Origin of the sequence: Nostocoides sp. (assembly GCF_037045025.1) — a bacterium.
Lineage (GTDB): Bacteria > Actinomycetota > Actinomycetes > Actinomycetales > Dermatophilaceae > Nostocoides_A.
Map to the genome: position 1 here is coordinate 83,575 of NZ_JBAOHM010000018.1, position 16,130 is coordinate 99,704.

The 16,130-nt window shown below is 68.6% G+C and carries 19 protein-coding genes; 12 read left to right on the forward strand and 7 right to left on the reverse strand.

The genetic code is table 11. The features are described 5' to 3' along the window. The first annotated feature begins 91 nt into the window (after window positions 1-91). The 3 genes from V9G19_RS25585 to tsf all read left to right on the forward strand — a co-directional run bounded on the left by V9G19_RS25585 (window position 92) and on the right by tsf (window position 3,599). Window positions 92-1,066 carry a deoxyribonuclease IV gene (locus V9G19_RS25585; protein ID WP_462288210.1) on the forward strand — a complete coding sequence of 325 codons (975 nt, stop codon included), beginning with the start codon at window positions 92-94 and terminating at the stop codon, window positions 1,064-1,066. 635 nt (window positions 1,067-1,701) lie between these two features. Next, entirely contained in the window at window positions 1,702-2,733 is a 1,032-nt protein-coding gene (gene rpsB, locus V9G19_RS25590) for a 30S ribosomal protein S2 (protein ID WP_462288211.1), read from the forward strand. 35 nt (window positions 2,734-2,768) lie between these two features. Further along, a complete protein-coding gene (tsf, locus tag V9G19_RS25595) occupies window positions 2,769-3,599 on the forward strand; it encodes a translation elongation factor Ts (RefSeq protein WP_462288212.1) in 831 nt (276 codons plus the stop codon). A 98-nt stretch (window positions 3,600-3,697) separates the two neighbouring features. Here the strand turns inward: tsf and V9G19_RS25600 are convergent, their stop codons facing one another. From V9G19_RS25600 to V9G19_RS25610, 3 genes are read right to left on the reverse strand one after another with little or no spacing between them, the layout of a single operon-like run. After that, the gene (locus V9G19_RS25600; RefSeq protein ID WP_462288213.1) at window positions 3,698-4,039 is read right to left on the reverse strand and encodes an MGMT family protein; all 342 of its coding nucleotides are present in this window, start codon (window positions 4,037-4,039) and stop codon (window positions 3,698-3,700) included. A 4-nt stretch (window positions 4,040-4,043) separates the two neighbouring features. Continuing rightward, on the reverse strand, window positions 4,044-4,427 hold the full coding sequence (locus tag V9G19_RS25605; RefSeq protein ID WP_462288214.1) for a hypothetical protein: 384 nt from the start codon (window positions 4,425-4,427) through the stop codon (window positions 4,044-4,046). After that, complete coding sequence (locus tag V9G19_RS25610) at window positions 4,424-5,086, reverse strand: TetR/AcrR family transcriptional regulator (protein WP_462288215.1); 663 nt, start codon at window positions 5,084-5,086, stop codon at window positions 4,424-4,426. Before V9G19_RS25610 ends, V9G19_RS25605 begins: the two co-directional genes overlap by 4 nt. 131 nt (window positions 5,087-5,217) lie before the next feature. On the opposite strand from V9G19_RS25610, the gene pyrH reads away from it, so the two are divergent. From pyrH to V9G19_RS25635, 5 genes are all read left to right on the forward strand, one after another. After that, window positions 5,218-5,973 (forward strand): UMP kinase, encoded by a 756-nt coding sequence (gene pyrH, locus V9G19_RS25615; RefSeq protein WP_462288216.1) that lies wholly within the window; start codon window positions 5,218-5,220, stop codon window positions 5,971-5,973. A gap of 83 nt (window positions 5,974-6,056) precedes the next feature. Beyond that, complete coding sequence (gene frr / locus V9G19_RS25620; protein ID WP_462288217.1) at window positions 6,057-6,614, forward strand: ribosome recycling factor; 558 nt, start codon at window positions 6,057-6,059, stop codon at window positions 6,612-6,614. Between the two features lie 9 nt (window positions 6,615-6,623). After that, window positions 6,624-7,493, forward strand: coding sequence for a phosphatidate cytidylyltransferase (locus tag V9G19_RS25625; protein WP_462288218.1), 870 nt, complete (start codon window positions 6,624-6,626; stop codon window positions 7,491-7,493). Then, window positions 7,493-8,791, forward strand: coding sequence for a 23S rRNA (adenine(2503)-C(2))-methyltransferase RlmN (gene rlmN, locus V9G19_RS25630; RefSeq protein ID WP_462288219.1), 1,299 nt, complete (start codon window positions 7,493-7,495; stop codon window positions 8,789-8,791). Before V9G19_RS25625 ends, rlmN begins: the two co-directional genes overlap by 1 nt. A 42-nt stretch (window positions 8,792-8,833) precedes the next feature. Continuing rightward, window positions 8,834-10,240 (forward strand): glycine--tRNA ligase, encoded by a 1,407-nt coding sequence (locus tag V9G19_RS25635; protein WP_462288220.1) that lies wholly within the window; start codon window positions 8,834-8,836, stop codon window positions 10,238-10,240. Here the strand turns inward: V9G19_RS25635 and V9G19_RS25640 are convergent. Continuing rightward, entirely contained in the window at window positions 10,210-10,497 is a 288-nt protein-coding gene (locus V9G19_RS25640; protein ID WP_462288221.1) for a tetratricopeptide repeat protein, read from the reverse strand. The two genes, V9G19_RS25635 and V9G19_RS25640, sit on opposite strands and share 31 nt — an antisense overlap. A gap of 51 nt (window positions 10,498-10,548) precedes the next feature. Between V9G19_RS25640 and V9G19_RS25645 the strand changes: the two genes are divergently transcribed. Together V9G19_RS25645 and V9G19_RS25650 are read left to right on the forward strand one after the other, a co-directional pair. Continuing rightward, a complete protein-coding gene (locus V9G19_RS25645; RefSeq protein ID WP_462288222.1) occupies window positions 10,549-10,785 on the forward strand; it encodes a hypothetical protein in 237 nt (78 codons plus the stop codon). A 198-nt stretch (window positions 10,786-10,983) separates the two neighbouring features. After that, on the forward strand, window positions 10,984-12,024 hold the full coding sequence (locus V9G19_RS25650; protein ID WP_462288223.1) for a hypothetical protein: 1,041 nt from the start codon (window positions 10,984-10,986) through the stop codon (window positions 12,022-12,024). A 6-nt stretch (window positions 12,025-12,030) separates the two neighbouring features. Here the strand turns inward: V9G19_RS25650 and V9G19_RS25655 are convergent, their stop codons facing one another. Both V9G19_RS25655 and V9G19_RS25660 read right to left on the reverse strand, forming a co-directional pair. Then, window positions 12,031-12,579, reverse strand: coding sequence for a Uma2 family endonuclease (locus V9G19_RS25655; RefSeq protein WP_462288224.1), 549 nt, complete (start codon window positions 12,577-12,579; stop codon window positions 12,031-12,033). A 139-nt stretch (window positions 12,580-12,718) separates the two neighbouring features. Then, window positions 12,719-13,267, reverse strand: a complete 549-nt coding sequence (locus V9G19_RS25660; protein ID WP_462288225.1) for a Uma2 family endonuclease — start codon at window positions 13,265-13,267, stop codon at window positions 12,719-12,721. 1,079 nt (window positions 13,268-14,346) lie between these two features. Here V9G19_RS25660 and V9G19_RS25665 point away from each other — a divergent pair. Next, window positions 14,347-15,105: an HNH endonuclease signature motif containing protein gene (locus tag V9G19_RS25665; RefSeq protein ID WP_462288226.1), complete on the forward strand. Its 759-nt coding sequence runs from the start codon at window positions 14,347-14,349 to the stop codon at window positions 15,103-15,105. Window positions 15,106-15,136: 31 nt separating this feature from the next. Here the strand turns inward: V9G19_RS25665 and V9G19_RS25670 are convergent, their stop codons facing one another. Next, complete coding sequence (locus V9G19_RS25670) at window positions 15,137-15,619, reverse strand: hypothetical protein (RefSeq protein WP_462288227.1); 483 nt, start codon at window positions 15,617-15,619, stop codon at window positions 15,137-15,139. Window positions 15,620-15,723: 104 nt separating this feature from the next. Here V9G19_RS25670 and V9G19_RS25675 point away from each other — a divergent pair, with 104 nt between their 5' ends. Further along, window positions 15,724-16,125: a VOC family protein gene (locus tag V9G19_RS25675; RefSeq protein WP_462288228.1), complete on the forward strand. Its 402-nt coding sequence runs from the start codon at window positions 15,724-15,726 to the stop codon at window positions 16,123-16,125. Window positions 16,126-16,130 lie beyond the last annotated feature (5 nt).

Consider the following 16,130-nt stretch of genomic DNA (forward strand, 5'->3'; position numbering starts at 1 on the left):
GACCCCAGTGCACCTGTGGATAACTGTCCAGGCTGCCCGGCGACGGCTGTGGACAACCGCGGCTGTCGGACGGCTCGGCGATACTTGTGGCATGACCGACGGCGCCCGGACCACCAGTGCACCAGCCCCTAGCGCACCAGCCGACACCGCAGCAACCGACCGAGCGCCAGCCAAGAGGGCGGCCACCGACATCACAGCGACCGACCGCTCAACGGCAGCCAGTGCCCGGCCCGCCCTCCGGCCGGGGGCCGGCCTGGCTCCCGGTATCGCCCCGACCCCGGCCATCGGCGCCCACGTGCCGCAGGAGGATCCGATCGAGCGGGCGCGCGAGCGGCATACGAGCGTGGTGCAGTTCTTCCTCGGCGAGCCGCAGAGCTATAAGGGCCCGGTGATCGCCTATGCCGGCGGCGCCGACGCCCTGCGCGCGGATGCCGCGGCCGCCGGCGTCGACCTTTATGTGCATGCGCCCTACATCGTCAACGTCGCCACCACCAACAACCGGATCCGCATCCCCTCGCGCAAGCTGCTACAGCAGCACCTGGACGCGGCCGCCCAGATTGGCGCCAAGGCGCTCATCGTCCACGGCGGACACGTCGACAAGAACGCCGATCCGGCGGTGGGCTTCGACAACTGGCGTAAGGCCATCGACGCGACCGACCTCAAGATCCCGCTGCTCATCGAGAACACCGCCGGCGGCGACAACGCGATGGCCCGCCACCTTGACCGGATCGCCGGGGTCTGGGACGCGATCTCGCGGGCCGAGGGCGCCGACCGCGTCGGCTTCTGTCTGGACACCTGCCACGCCTGGGCGGGCGGGATCGAGCTCGACACGGCCGTCGACAAGATCCGCGGCATCACCGGACGCATCGACCTCGTGCACGCCAACGACAGCCGCGACGGCTTCGACTCCGGCGCCGACCGGCACGCCAACTTCGGGGCCGGAAAGATCGACCAAGCCGGATTCGTCGACATCGTCCGCGCCGCGGGTGCCCCGGTCATCTGCGAGAGCCCCGGCGCTGCCGAGCAGCATCTCGCCGACTTCGCCTGGCTCCGCGCCCGGCTGTAGGCCGCTGCGACCCGCGCGGCTCCGACCATGAGCACGCCAAGTCGCCAGTCGCACGTCTCACCATGCGAACGTCAACGGCTCGGGCCAGCGGCGCACCGCCTCGGACCCGGTCAAACCGCCCATGTGCAGGTCGGCGCCGCAGGTCAGCATGGGGGTGTCCGGCAATAGGTGAGGTATACGGCACCGTCTGCAGGTCGGCCCGCGCGTCGAGGATCGCGTCGACCGGCTGCTGCGCGCAGGAGCAGACCTGGTGGGATATACACCGCCGCCCTCGCCCGGCCACAGCTGATCACCCGAAGTCCACCAGTCCGGCCGCGAACACGTTGTGTGGCCCACCATCAGCCTGGCCCACCATCACCATCGCTGGCACCGCAAGCTTGACGCACACCCCGTGCCGATTCGTCCCCTGCCAGGGGCGCGCGATACAGTGGACGCACGACTGGCTCCGGCTGGTCGAATTCGCGTGCCTTCTCGCCGTGTGACGACCGAGGTCCGAGCCCGGGGCGCACCACATCAGTCCCTCGCGCAAGCGAGAGGCGGGGTGCGTATGCAGGCACCAGGCAGGCAGCGACGCCCCTCGCGGAAGCGACGTTGCCGACGGAACTGACACAACGACATACGAGGAGGACAACGGCATGGCCGTCGTCACCATGCGCCAGCTCCTGGAGAGCGGCGTGCACTTCGGGCACCAGACCCGCCGGTGGAACCCCAAGATGAAGCGCTTTATCATGACCGAGCGCAACGGGATCTACATCATCGACCTGCAGCAGTCGATCGACTACATCAACGCCGCCTACGAGTTCGTCCGCGAGACGGTCGCCCACGGCGGGTCGATCCTGTTCGTCGGCACCAAGAAGCAGGCCCAGGAGCCGGTCGCCGAGCAGGCCACCCGCGTCGGGATGCCCTATGTCAACCACCGTTGGCTCGGCGGCATGCTCACCAACTTCACGACGATCTCCAAGCGGCTGGCCCGACTGAAGGAGCTCGAGGAGATCGACTTCGACCAGGTCGCCGGTTCCGGCTACACCAAGAAGGAACTGCTGATCCTCCAGCGCGAGAAGGACAAGCTGGAAAAGACCCTCGGCGGCATCCGCGACATGACCAAGGTCCCGTCCGCGGTGTGGATCGTCGACACCAAGAAGGAGCACCTCGCCGTCGACGAGGCCCGCAAGCTCGGCCTGCCGGTCATCGCGATCCTCGACACCAACTGCGACCCCGACGAGGTCGACTACAAGATCCCCGGCAATGACGACGCGATCCGCTCGGTCACCCTGCTGACCCGGGTCATCGCCGACGCCGTCGCCGACGGCCTCATCCAGCGCAGCCGGGCCCGCGCAAACGCCGGTGCCGAGAGCGCCGGTGTGGCCATCGACGAACCGCTGGCCGAGTGGGAGCGTGAGTTGCTCGGCGCTGACGCCGTCGCCAGCGTCGAGGCCGGCGAGGTCGCTCCGGCGACCGAGGAGCCGGTCGAACCCACCACGGACGCCGCCGACAGCGGGCTCGCCGAGGCCGGCCCCGACAACGAGGGCAGCAATGTGTCGGCCGACAGCGTCGACGCCGACGCCGACGCGACCATCTCGCCGGCCGCGGCCGCCGACGACTCCGCGGCAAGCGACGAGTCGGCCTCGGCCGATGCCGCCGCCGAGAACGCCCACGCCGAGGCCTGATCCGCCGAACCGAACGAAAGAAGGCACCAACTTCCATGGCGAACTACACCGCCGCTGACATCAAGGCGCTGCGCGAGGCCACCGGCGCCGGCATGATGGACGTCAAGAAGGCCCTCGACGAGGCAGACGGCGACAGCGTCAAGGCCACCGAGATCTTGCGCGTCAAGGGCCTTAAGGGCGTCACCAAGCGCGAAGGCCGCACCACCTCCAACGGCCTGGTGACCGCCAAGGCCGACGGCGGCGTGGGCACGCTCGTCGAGGTCCTATGCGAGACCGACTTCGTCGCCAAGGCGCCGAAGTTCGTCGAACTGGCCGACAAGGTCCTCACCCAGGCGATCGACACCGAGGCCACCGACGCCGAGTCCCTGCTGGCCAGCACCTTCGAGGACGGCCAGAGCGTCCAGGAACTGCTCGACGGCGCCAACGCGACCATCGGGGAGAAGATCGTCGTCAAGCGCATCGGCCGGGTCACCGGCGAGCACGTCGTCGCCTACCTGCACAAGACCAGCCCCGACCTGCCCCCGCAGATCGGTGTGCTGGTCGCGACCGAGGGCGGCGACGAGAGCGTCGCGCGCGACGTCGCCATGCACGTGGCCGCGTTCAGCCCCAAGGTGTTGACCCGCGAGGAGATCGACGCCGACACCGTCGAGAACGAGCGCCGCATTGCCGAGGCCACCGCCCGCGAGGAGGGCAAGCCCGAGGCCGCCCTGCCCAAGATCATCGAGGGCCGGGTCAACGGCTACTTCAAGGAGAACGTCCTGCTCGAGCAGGCCTTCGCCAAGGATCCCAAGAAGACCGTCGCCAAGGTCCTCGACGAGGCCGGCGCCCAGGCCAAGGAGTTCGTCCGGTTCCGCGTCGGAGCCTGACCAACGATGCATCCCAACATACCCCATCCCGTATGCCGCGCACCCGCCCGGGTGCGCGGCATACGCGCGTCTGGGGGTCGGTCGCGCCGGGCCCGGGATCAGCGTGGCGGCAGGTCGGCCACGGCCCGGTCGTAGGCGTCGGCGAGGATCGCCAGGTCGGCGCGGTAGTCGGCGATGCGCAGCCCTAACCCGTTGGGCTTCACCAGCATTCCCTCCCTCGCCCAGCGTTGGCGGGCCTCGTCGCGCAGGGGCGCCGGTAGGTCGCCCGCGGCGTTGGTCACCCGCCACCAGGTGACGTTCGAGCCGTAATGGCGCATCACCCAGCCGACCTGTCGCGGGCCGATCCCGACGATCCCGCCGAGGTCGCCATAGGACGCGATCCGCCCGCGGGGAATCTGCTCCACCGCGCGCAGCACCCGCTCGACGAGGTCCTCGTCCACCGGGTCAGTCTGGCACCCGCCGGGATCGGGTCAACAGAAGCGCCGCGGCGACGAGGCAAAGCAGAGCCGGGACCAGCCACACCCACGGGACGACGACGCGGCTGCAGGTGTCCGGTGTGTCGCTGCTGCCCGAACACGTGGCCGCCGACTCGATCCGGTTGACCCAGGACACCCACACCAGGAGCACACCGAGGCCGGCGAGGATCCCGGGCGCTGCGTGCGGGACCCTCCGGCTGAGGAGGATGGCGAGCAGCACCAGAGCGAACGGCGCCACGAAGATCCCGATCGTCAGTATCCCGAGAACGCTGAGCCCCGCGAGCGCGCCGAAGAGCGCCCAGGCAGCCAAGCCGCGCCATCGGATCCGGGCCGGACCCGGTGCCGTCGTCATGACTCCTCCGACCCGGCCGAAGCGACTGCTGCGGGGGCGCCGAGCATGCCTACCAGGGTGGCGACGCCGACAGCCCGGTCGATGAGCGCGTCGGCGCGCTCGTGCGAGCCCTCCAGCAGGGCGAGCAGCTCGATCCCGAGGATGCCGGCGACAAGGGCATGGGCGGCGTCGTCCACCGGGACCAGCGCCCCCAGCGGGTGGGTCCGCACTGCCCGGCGCACTCCGTCGCGGGCGAAGGCGTGCCAGGGCTCGAGGCGCTCGGCCACGGCCGCGGCGAGCTCGGGGCTCGAGCGGGTTCCGCAGATCATCTCGACCAGCACGGCGACGTCGCCGGCAGCCAGGTCGGTGCGCACGACCTGCTCGACGCCCTCGACGAGTTTCTCGAGGTCGGGCTCGCCGGCAATCAGGCTCTCGCATGCCGTCATCCGCCGCGCGCTGACCTCGTCCAGGACAGCGAGCAACAGGCCCGCGACGGATCCGTAGTGGTAGAAGACCTGGGACTGGGGGACCTGCGCGCGGCCGGCGATCTCGCGAGCGCTCGCTGCGGCATACCCCACCTCCCGCAGGGCGGCATGTCCGGCGGTCAGCAGCGCCGCCCGGGTGGCCGCCGACCGGGCGTCACCGCCGCGCGTGCCTCGCCGGGGACCGCTCGTGGCCATGACGCCTCCTTCGATCTATCTATTTAAGCGTCCGCTCGACATTAGCCCGTGGCGAGAGGCTTGGTCAACGCTGTGCGAAGATTGACCGCCGCGCCAGGACCAGCTGGCCGCCGCCTGCCGTCAGGAGTGCCGTGACCACCACCCTTCCCGCGCCTGCCTCGACCCCCCCTCTGCACGGCGAATATCGCCGGGTGCTGCTCAAACTCTCCGGGGAGGTCTTCGGCGGCGGCGGCATTGGCCTGGCCCCCGACGTGGTCCGTGGGATCGCCCGCCAGATCGCCGAGGCGGTGCACGAGGGCATCCAGGTCGCCGTGGTGATCGGCGGCGGCAACTTCTTCCGCGGCGCCGAGTTGCAACAGCGCGGCATGGACCGCACTCGCGCCGACTACATGGGCATGCTCGGCACCGTCATGAACTGCCTGGCGCTGCAGGACTTCCTGGAGAAGGAAGGTATCGACACCCGCGTCCAGACGGCGATCACGATGGGCCAGGTCGCCGAGCCCTATATTCCCCGGCGGGCGATCCGCCACCTGGAAAAGGGCCGCGTGGTGATCTTCGGCGCCGGCGCCGGTATGCCGTTCTTCTCCACCGACACGGTCAGCGCCCAACGCGCGCTGGAGATCAAGTGCGATGCCGTGCTGATGAGCAAGAGCGGCGTCGACGGGGTCTATGACAGCGACCCGCGCACCAACCCGCAGGCGCGCAAGTTCGACAAGCTGACCTATGCCGAGGCGCTGCGCCGCGGCCTGAAGGTCGTCGACGCGGCGGCTTTCAGCCTTTGCATGGACAACGGGCTCGACATGATCGTCTTCGGCATGGAGGGCGCGGGCAATATCACCCGCGCCGTTCGCGGGGAGCCGATCGGTACGCTCGTCACGTCGGCGTGAGAACGACCCGCGCGCCGTCGGTTGCGGGTCGCGGGGTGACAGACTGAGGCCAGCGTGCAGCATACGAAGGAATGGAGCCAAGGATGATCGAGGAGACCCTGCTCGAGGCCGAGATGAAGATGGAGCAGACCGTCGAGGTGGTCAAAGAGGACTTCGCTGGCATCCGCACCGGTCGCGCCAACCCGGCGATGTTCGCCAAGCTCATGGTCGACTACTACGGTGCGCCGACCCCGCTGCAGCAACTGGCGTCGTTCACCGTGCCCGAGGCACGGGTCCTGCTGATCAACCCGTTCGACCGCGGCGCGATGCACAACATCGAGAAAGCGTTGCGGGACAGCGACTTCGGTGGGAATCCGAGCAACGACGGCAATATCATCCGGATCGTCATGCCCGAGCTGACCCAGGAGCGGCGCAAGGAATACATCAAGATCGCCAAGCACAAGGGCGAGGACGCCAAGGTCGCCATCCGCAATGTGCGCCGGCACGCGATGCACGATCTCGACAAGCTGATCAAGGACGGCGACGTCGGCGAGGACGAGGGCAAGCGGGCCGAGAAGGAACTCGACGCGACGACCAAGAAGTATGTCGAGACGGTCGATGATCTGTTGAAGCACAAGGAAGCCGAGCTACTCGAGGTCTGAGCGCGGCCGATGAGCGATTCTCCGCTTCTGGCGGCGCCGGCCACCGGACCGTCGACCACGCCCGCGCCTGGCCGTGCCGGCCGCAACCTCGGGCACGCGATCGGCGTCGGTGTCGCACTGGCGACCCTGGTGCTCGGCACGCTCGCGATCGACAAGGACCTCTTCGGCTACGTGATCGCTGCCGCGATGGTGGTCGGTGCCTGGGAGATGCGACACGCCTTGCTAAACCGGGACATCACCGTTCCCCTGCTGCCGGTTATCGTCGGCGCGGTCGCGATGATCCTGTCGGCTCAACAGCGCGGGCCGGAGGCGCTGACCGTGGCCTTCGGGTTGACCTGTATGACGATCCTGATCTGGCGCTTCCTCGACGGTGTGCAGGGGGCGGCCCGCGATGTCGGTGCCGGCTTCCTCGTCGCGCTCTATCCGTGCTTCCTCGGCGGCTTCGCCGCAATGATGCTCGCCGAGGATGACGGGCTCGCTCGCACGGTCACCTTCATCCTCACCACCGTCTGCTCCGACATCGGCGGGTATGCCGCGGGCGTGCTCTTTGGCAAACATCCGATGGCGCCGCGGTTGTCGCCGAAGAAGTCGTGGGAGGGTTTCGCCGGGTCGGTCGCCTTTTGCGCGGTGTCCGGGGCGGCCTGTGTATCGCTCTTGTTGGACGGACCGTGGGCCGGGGGGGCCGCACTGGGTGTCGTCGTCGCCTGCTGCGCCACGGTCGGGGATCTGATGGAGTCGAGCATCAAGCGCGACTTGGGGATCAAGGACATGTCCAATCTGCTTCCCGGACACGGCGGAATGATGGACCGGCTGGACTCGCTGTTGATGACCGCCCCGGTCTGCTGGGCGGCACTCCTCCTGCTCGCCCCGGTCGCGTGATGGCCGAGGACGCGGTTGGGCCCGATGAACCTGCCGGGTTGCCGGGACGTCCGCGCCCCGGGCAACTGACGTTCACGGCGCCCCGGCGGGGCCGGCCCCCGCAGCACCTGGCCGATCTCGATCCGAGCGAGCGACGCGCGGCGCTGGAGGCGCTGGGGCACAAGGGCTTTCGAGCCAAGCAGTTGTCGACACACTACTTCGAGCGGCTCACCGTCGACCCAGAGGCGATGACCGACCTGCCCAAGGCGATCCGGGCCGAGTTGGTCGCAGCGCTGCTGCCGCCGCTGCTGACGCCGGTGCGGGTGCTCACCGCCGACGGGGGTGCGACGGTCAAGACGCTGTGGCGGTTGCACGACGGCGCGCTGGTCGAGTCGGTGCTGATGCACTATCCGCGGCGCACGACGATCTGCATCTCCAGCCAGGCCGGCTGCGGCATGAACTGCCCGTTCTGCGCAACCGGACAGGCCGGACTCACCCGCAACCTGAGCACCGCGGAGATCGTCGAACAGGTGCTCGGGGCGGCTCGGGAGCTGCGCGACCGGCACGTGCCGGTCGCGCTGCCGGGGGACGGCGCGGACCTCGGTGGCGAGGCAGCCGCCGGTGGCGAGGCGGCACTCGGTGGCGAGACGGATCTCGGCGGTGAAGCGGACGACGACCCGGAGCCTGGCGCCCGGGGTGAGCCCGCGGCATACGGACACAGCCGGATCAGCAATGTCGTGTTCATGGGGATGGGGGAGGCGCTGGCGAACTACCGCGCCGCGATCGGCGCGATCCGCCGACTGGTCGACCCGGCGCCGGACGGGCTCGGCATGAGCGCGCGCGGCGTGACAATGTCGACGGTGGGGCTCGTGCCGGCGATCGATCGGCTGGCGGCAGAAGGGATTCCGGTCACGCTCGCGCTCTCGCTGCACGCCCCGGACGACGAGCTGCGCGAAGAGTTGGTGCCGATCAACACCCGGTGGAAGGTCGACGACGCGCTCGATGCTGCCCACCGCTACTTCCAGGTGACCGGGCGTCGGGTGAGCATCGAATATGCCCTGATCCGGGACGTCAACGACCAGGCTTGGCGCGCGGACCTGTTGGGAGACAAGCTCACCGCCCGCGGCCGCGGGTGGGTGCACGTCAACCCGATCCCGCTCAACCCGACCCCGGGTTCGCGCTGGACGGCCTCGCGCGCCGGCGTCGAGCAGCAGTTCGTCGAGCGGCTGCGAGCCCACGGCATACCGACGACCGTGCGGGACACGCGCGGCTCGGATATCGACGGCGCCTGCGGGCAGCTGGCGGCGGCCACGGGCTGAGGCAATTGGGGGCGGGCACGCGCACCCGGATAACCTGGCGGCATGGCCCAGGAGAGTTCCACCGTCGACACCGTTGTCAATCTCTGCAAGCGCCGCGGTTTCGTCTTCCCCTGCGGGGAGATCTACGGCGGCACGCGCTCGGCGTGGGACTACGGGCCGCTCGGGGTGGAGCTGAAGGAGAACATCCGCGGGCAGTGGTGGCGGGCAATGGTCACCAGCCGCGACGACATCGTCGGTCTCGACTCCTCGGTGATCCTGCCGCCGCAGGTGTGGCGCGCATCCGGCCACGTCGACGCCTTCGTCGACCCGCTGGTCGAATGCCTCAGCTGCCACAAGCGCTTCCGGCTCGACCACCTGCAGGAGGCCGTCGCTGAGCGGGAGGCCAAGAAGGGCAAGGAAATCGACCCGGACACCGTCGAGCCGGCGACGATCGCCTGCCCCAACTGTGGCACGCGCGGCAAGTGGACCGAGCCGCGGGAGTTCAACGGGCTGTTGCGCACCCACCTCGGTGTCGTCGAGGACGAGTCCGGGCTGCACTATCTGCGGCCGGAGACCGCGCAGGGGATCTTCGTCAACTTCCTCAACGTGATGAATGCCGCCCGGATGAAGCCGCCGTTCGGCATCGCCCAGACGGGCAAGTCCTTCCGCAACGAGATCACGCCGGGGAACTTCATCTTCCGCACCCGCGAGTTCGAGCAGATGGAGATGGAGTTCTTCGTCCCGCCGGGCACCGACGAGGAGTGGCACCAGTACTGGATCGACGAGCGCACCCGCTGGTATACCGACCTCGGCATCCGCGCCGAGAACCTGCGCCACTACGAGCACCCGACCGAGAAGCTGTCGCACTACTCCAAGCGGACCGTCGACATCGAATACCGGTTCAACTTCGCCGGCTCCGAGTGGGGCGAGTTGGAGGGGATCGCCAACCGCACCGACTTCGACCTGGGCACGCACTCTCAGCACTCCGGCACCGACCTGGTCTACTTCGACCAGGCGAGCGGCGAGAAATACACCCCGTTCGTCATCGAACCCGCGGCCGGCCTGTCCCGATCGCTGATGACCTTCCTCGTCGATGCGTATGCCGAGGACGAAGCCCCCAACACCAAGGGCGGCGTCGACAAGCGCGTTGTGCTGCGCCTGGATAAGCGGCTCTCCCCGGTCAAGGTTGCCGTGCTGCCATTGTCCCGCAACGCGGATTTGTCTCCGAAGGCGCGTGATCTGGCAAAAACGTTGCGCCGCAACTGGAATGTCGACTTCGATGACGCCCAGGCGATCGGCCGCCGCTACCGTCGCCAGGATGAGATCGGCACGCCCTATTGCATCACCGTCGATTTCGACACGCTGGAGGACCAGGCGGTCACGATCCGCGAGCGCGACACGATGAGCCAGGAGCGGATCGGCCTCGACCAGGTCGAGGGCTATCTCGCGGCGCGGCTACTCGGCTGCTGATCTCGCCGCAGGACCCGGCTACGTTCGCTCAGAGTCCGCTCGCACAGGTGGACTGCCTCGTCCAGGCGCCCGATGAGGCGGTAGGCGCCGGCTAGGTTATCTCGGGTTGCCAGAGGGTCTGGATGATCTGGGCCAAGGACTCTCTCGCAGTCGGCCAGGGCATGCTCGCCCATCCGAACGGCGTCACCGAAACGCCCGGCCCACCGATAGGCGCCGGCGAGGCTGTTGCGCGAGACCAGGGTGTCGCGACCTCGCATCGGTGAGGCGCCCTGCTGACGTGTAGGCGCCCGCTAAGCTAAGACGCGGTCTTGCAGCAGGTGGCGCAGACGTTGTCGGCCATTCTCGCCGATCTGGTCGAGCACCTGGTCCAGGTTTTCAACGAAGACCACAATCGGCCGGGTCCGGCCCCGCGCCACAAGCGGAGCCTCGAGGTGCTCCGTCCCTTGCGGGGCAACCCCCTTGTCGGCGGCGTCGAGGTTGTCCCAGATCGCGGTCAGCAGGTGGCGGTAGCTCGCGATCCGTCACGGATCCTCGGCGAGCCATGACGTTTGTAGGGCCGCCCCGCGATGCGCGTGGTCCGGGCCCGGCCGACGAAGCTCTCGGGCGGCGGGCTTGACCCCGGCCGAGGGGTGATCGGTTCGTTGGCCGACACGTGCCTCCATTTGTACAACCAATTCGCCGTACAGTTATCCGTGAAGCTTGTCGTACAAGTCAAGGGAGCTGGTAGGTAAGAATCGACGGTGATGACAGCCTTCCGTGCCGACAGTCTCCCGGTCAGTCCCAGCCTGAACCGTGTGGTCCTCGTGGACATCCCGGGTGTGACGGCCGGCTTCGCGGGGGCTCCGGCCCATGACTGGCTGGCGACGTGGAGCATCGCCTGGCTGATCGAGACCGAGCCGGATGTCGTCGCCGGCATCCGCGGGCTCGGGATCGACGTGCCCAGCCTGCCGCCGGGCCGAGAGGTCACTCCGGAACTCATGGTCGCAGCAATCGACTGGCCGCGCGGACTGGATGTCTTGCTGCAGAACGCGACCGACTCCGATGCGTATGCCGGTGGGCTTCGGGTCGCGGCCCGCCTCGGCGAGGCACTGGGGACGCTGGTTTACACGCTGGTCACCGGCCCGGTGGCTGCCCGTGTCGTGCGCCCGGATTGGCCCGACGAGCGGTGGGATCGGTGGGCGCGCGTGCGACGCATCGTCATTGGCGGCGGGAACGTCCGGGGCGAGGTTGGCGCACGGATGGTTGCCGAGGCTCGGCGTGTTCTCGACACCGCCGGTGTCCGGGTCGACCTCACGCTCGCGCCCGAACCGGAGTCACTCGTCCTCCGCGGCGCGGCATCACTTCTGGACGACGGTGTCGCGATCGACTGCGGCGGAACGAATCTCAAGACTAGTCGGGTGCAATCAGCACTTCTCGCGGGCGCGCCAGTCCAGGTGCCGGCTCCTGGACGCGTGGGCGCGGAGGAGGTGCTGGATACGATGGTGCGGGCACTCCTACCGATGATCCCGAGTGGGGACGGCCCCGTTGCGGTGTCGATCGCCTTGGCGACCTATGTGGACGAGACCGGTCAGCCGTATGCCGATCAGCTCGGCACCTACGCCCCGCTCGGGCACGTCGAGATCTATAACGCTTTCGCGGAAGCGGTTGCGCGGCATACGGACCGACGGTTGGTGCCGATGTTCCTGCACGACGGCGCCGCGGCACTCGCTGGAGCACGGCATAAGGATCGGGACACCGATGCCGCCATCGTCTTGGGAACCGCGATCGGCTCCGGGCTGTCCTGATCGTTGTCAGACCGTCAGGTCCGTGGGCCGGAACTCGACGGGGAAGGGCGCGGTCACGCGGAAGGTTTCGGTGTCGCGGGCCCGGGCGACCTCGGCATACTGCCCATCGCGCAGTTCCCAGGCGATGATCGCCGGGTCGTCGGGGTCGACCACCCAGTAGGACGGGCAGCCGGCCGCCTCGTAGCGGGCGCGCTTGGTGTGCAGGTCGATCCGCCGGGTGCTCGGGGACAGGACCTCGACGGCCAGCAGCGGAGCGACTGGCAGGTCTCGGCTGGTGAAATCCGCCCGGCTCCCGATCAGCAGATCCGGCTGCAACACGGTATCGGCCGCCAGGGCGACATCGAAGGGCGCGAACAACATCTCCAGATCGTCGGGCACCAATGGCAACAGGATGGAAACCAGGCGCACCAAGGAACGCTGATGTCGATGCGATGGCGCTGGGGTCACGATCAGCGACCCGTCGAGCAGCTCATAGCGGTGCCCGTCATCGGGCATCGCGTCGAGGTCGTCGCGGGTCAGCGCCCGGCTCCTCGGCAATGTGGTCACGTTTCCCATGCTCCCTCACTCTCGGTCGTGGTGTCATGCCGAGAGCATGACAGTCGCCGCCGACGACGCCCCGGGAGTTATCCACAGGGTTGGATCGGGGCGGCTTGCCTGATCGTCGTAGGGCATCAGGTCTCAGGTCGCCGGGGCTTCAGGTCGTCAGGTCCGTGGGCCGGAACTGAACGGGGAAGGGCGCGGTCACGCGGAAGGACTCGGTGTCGCGGGCCCGGGCGACCTCGGCATACTGCCCATCGCGCAGTTCCCAGGCGATGATCGCCGGGTCGTCGGGGTCGACCACCCAGTAGGACGGGCAGCCGGCCGCCTCGTAGCGGGCGCGCTTGGTGTGCAGGTCGATCCGCCGGGTGCTCGGGGAGAGGATCTCGACCGCCAAGAGCGGGGCGACCGGCAGATCGCGAGGGGTGAAGTCTGCCCTGCGGGCAATGAGCAGGTCGGGCTGCAGGACCGTGTCGGCGGCCAACACGACGTCGAAGGGGGCGAACAACATCTCCAGGTTTCGGGGGATGGCCGAGGCCAGGACAAGATGGAGCCGGGCCAAGACCCGCTGATGGGCTCGTGACGGGGCTGGGGTCACGATCAGTGACCCGTCGAGCAGCTCATAGCGGTGCCCGTCATCGGGCATCGCGTTGAGGTCGTCGCGGGTGAGCGGCCGGCTCCTCGGCAATGTGGTCACGTTTCCCATGCTCCCTCACTCTCGGTCGTGGTGTCATGCCTTGAGCGTGACAGTCGCCGCCGACGATGCCCCGGGAGTTATCCACAGGTCGGTACTTCTGGGGCCTGCCATGGGGCGCCGGGGCCATCGGGCCGACGGTCCGGGCGGAAAAGAGACTGAGGAAATTGGAGATAAGCTGGCAGATATGTTGACTTACTGAAAAAACACCAGTTTGATAAGAGCAAAAGCGAGACATCGGTGGGGTGATGATGGATGCGTTGGCGAGAAGTGCACGTCAGGGGGCTGAGACATGGATGCAGAGAAGTCTGGATCGAGTTCGAGTGGGCCGATGGCTGCGATTGGGCCGGCCGGGACCGGGATTGGCGAAGCCAGCGGTCCTGATGGCTGCGCCGGTGAGGAGTTGTGGGAGCTGGCCACCCAGCTCGCGGGTCAGATGAACGTGCTGCACGCGCGGCTGATCGACGTGACCGCTCAGGCCATTGCCGCAGGTGCGTGGGGTGGGCACGGCGGGGTGCGTTCGGTGGGGCACTGGCTCGCCCTTCGGGCAGGGTTATCACCGAGCACGGCCGCGGCGGTGGTGACCCTCGCGCAGGCCCGCGAGTCCCTGCCGATGCTGGCCGAGCTGGTGGAAGCGGGCCGGTTGTCGCTGGACCAGGCCGGAGCGGTCGCACGGCGAGTGCCGGCGGCCTACGAGGAGGTCGTGTGTGAATTGGCACCGATGATGACGGTCACCCAGTTGCGCCGGTTGCTGAGCCGCTACCCGTTCGAGCGTGACCAGCCTGGGCCGGCTGAGCGTGAGTCGGCTGAGCGTGAGTCGACAGCGGCGGGGTCGGCGCCCGCAGGCCAGCAGGACTCCGAAGGCTGCGGCCATCCGGTGGTGTCGGCCGGGTGCGCTGAACCTGATGCACCCGATGCAGCCGATGCGCCGGATTCGGCGGACACTGGGGACTCGGCGGGCTCTGGGGACGCCGGGGGACTCGGCAGGGGCGCGGTGGCCTGGGTCGGCGTTCCGTCGCGGCCCAGATCCCGCGGGATACCCCAGCGGGCGAGCGAGCGAGTTGTCGCTGCGGTGGGAGGACGGGCGACTGGTGATCCGCGGATCGCTGGACGGCCTGGATGGGGCGTTGGTGGAGAACGCCATCCGAGAAGCCAAGGACGCCTTGTTCACCTCCGGGTCGGCCGAGGCCTCCTGCGCCGATGCGCTGGTCGAGCTGGCGTCGCGTTCGCTGGCGGCGGTGGAGAGTCCGTCCCGGGCAGCGCGCTATCGGGTCTATGTGCACCTGGACACTGAGGGCGCGTGGGTCAACGCGCGTGATCACCTGCCGTCACACCTGGCGAAGCGGCTGGCCTGCCACGCCGACGCGGCGCCACTGTGGCACACGCAGGGCAAGCCAGTCTCGGTCAGGCGTTCCCAGCGGGCCGTCCCGAAGCGGACTCGGCGCCTGGTCGAGGACCGCGACCGAGGATGCGCCTATCCCGGCTGTGTGGCAACGCGGTTCGTAGAGATCCATCACATTGTGCCTTGGGAGGGCGGCGGATCCACCGACTACGACAACCTGATCTGCTTGTGCCCGCACCACCACAGCGCCCACCACGCTGGAGCCTTCACCATCGCCGTGAGCGGGAATCCCTTGGCGCCGTTCACCTTCACCGATCGAACCGGCCGGCGCATCCAGGTCGACACGCAGGCTTCACCGTTGACCCAGCCGTCACCCGCGACTCCCGCAACTCGCATGACGCCTGCGACTCCCGCGACACAGGTGCCGGGCCGGCCGAGCGCGTTCACCCCGCCCCTGGGCGAGCGGGCCGACTACAACTGGATCACCTTCACCAAGCGATCGGCGTGACCCGGCCCGGTCGGGGCGAGTTGTTCGTGGCTCAGCAGACCGCGTCGATGGTGCTCGTATGGCCGCGAAAGCTCACCCGCTCGCCGGCGCGCCGCCCGGCCAGTTCGGCATACAGGGGAGCGTCGAGGGAGATCCCGGCATAGGGGATTGCCTCGGAGCGGAACTCATCGCTCGCGACACCGACGACATAGCGTTCGCCGTCCAAGACGATCACGGCACCCGGGCCGACCACGTCCGTCGCGGAGACATCCAGCGCGCGGGCCGCCACGATCAACGCGCGTTGCGCGTCGTCATGCTCCTCCAAGAGCGCATGGATGTCGCCGGCGCTGTCGCGCTGCGAGATATCGTCCACCGAATAGCTTTCCGTCTCAACCGCGGCCGATGCCCGAGCGTCCGCGGCGATCGCCGAGTCGGTGGCGCCGTCGGCACGGTCGAGGTGAGCGATCAGGTCCGCGATAACCCGGCTCTTGTCCACGCCGGCCAGGATCTGGTTCGTCCGCACACGATCGCTCATGTCGCGATGCTGTCACAGACGGCTTGTTTCCCGCGTCGCCGACACATACCGTGTGTGTCCCCGCGCGGCGGTCGAGCCGCATCATTTCCACCTGAGGAGTCATCGTGGCCCAGCAGCTCAACCCCTATATCACCTTCGCCGGCAACTGTGCCGAAGCGATGGACTTCTACGCCCAGGCCCTCGGTGGGTCCGTGCAGAAGATGACCTTCCGAGACGCGGGCATGGACGCCGACGGCGTCATGCACGCCGCCCTCGAGACCCCGGCCGGCTTCCACGTGTTCGCGAGCGACACCATGGAGGGTATGCCGTATGAGCCCGGAAACAACCTCCAGGTCAGCATCTCCGGCGACGACGCCGAGGCCCTACGCGGCTATTGGGAGGCGCTGAGCGACGGCGGCAATGTCGTCATGCCGCTGGAGCGGCAGATGTGGGGCGACGACTACGGCATGCTCGCCGACCGGTTCGGTGTCCTCTGGCACGTCAACATCTCCGTCGCCGCCGGCTGACCGAA

Coding starts and splice junctions, on each gene's coding strand:
- V9G19_RS25585 (WP_462288210.1), top strand. CDS start 92: ATGACCGACGGCGCCCGGACCACCAGTGCACCAGCCCCTAGCGCACCA.
- rpsB (WP_462288211.1), top strand. CDS start 1,702: ATGGCCGTCGTCACCATGCGCCAGCTCCTGGAGAGCGGCGTGCACTTC.
- tsf (WP_462288212.1), top strand. CDS start 2,769: ATGGCGAACTACACCGCCGCTGACATCAAGGCGCTGCGCGAGGCCACC.
- V9G19_RS25605 (WP_462288214.1), bottom strand. CDS start 4,427: ATGACGACGGCACCGGGTCCGGCCCGGATCCGATGGCGCGGCTTGGCT.
- V9G19_RS25610 (WP_462288215.1), bottom strand. CDS start 5,086: ATGGCCACGAGCGGTCCCCGGCGAGGCACGCGCGGCGGTGACGCCCGG.
- frr (WP_462288217.1), top strand. CDS start 6,057: ATGATCGAGGAGACCCTGCTCGAGGCCGAGATGAAGATGGAGCAGACC.
- V9G19_RS25625 (WP_462288218.1), top strand. CDS start 6,624: ATGAGCGATTCTCCGCTTCTGGCGGCGCCGGCCACCGGACCGTCGACC.
- rlmN (WP_462288219.1), top strand. CDS start 7,493: ATGGCCGAGGACGCGGTTGGGCCCGATGAACCTGCCGGGTTGCCGGGA.
- V9G19_RS25635 (WP_462288220.1), top strand. CDS start 8,834: ATGGCCCAGGAGAGTTCCACCGTCGACACCGTTGTCAATCTCTGCAAG.
- V9G19_RS25640 (WP_462288221.1), bottom strand. CDS start 10,497: ATGCGAGGTCGCGACACCCTGGTCTCGCGCAACAGCCTCGCCGGCGCC.
- V9G19_RS25650 (WP_462288223.1), top strand. CDS start 10,984: ATGACAGCCTTCCGTGCCGACAGTCTCCCGGTCAGTCCCAGCCTGAAC.
- V9G19_RS25655 (WP_462288224.1), bottom strand. CDS start 12,579: ATGGGAAACGTGACCACATTGCCGAGGAGCCGGGCGCTGACCCGCGAC.
- V9G19_RS25660 (WP_462288225.1), bottom strand. CDS start 13,267: ATGGGAAACGTGACCACATTGCCGAGGAGCCGGCCGCTCACCCGCGAC.
- V9G19_RS25670 (WP_462288227.1), bottom strand. CDS start 15,619: ATGAGCGATCGTGTGCGGACGAACCAGATCCTGGCCGGCGTGGACAAG.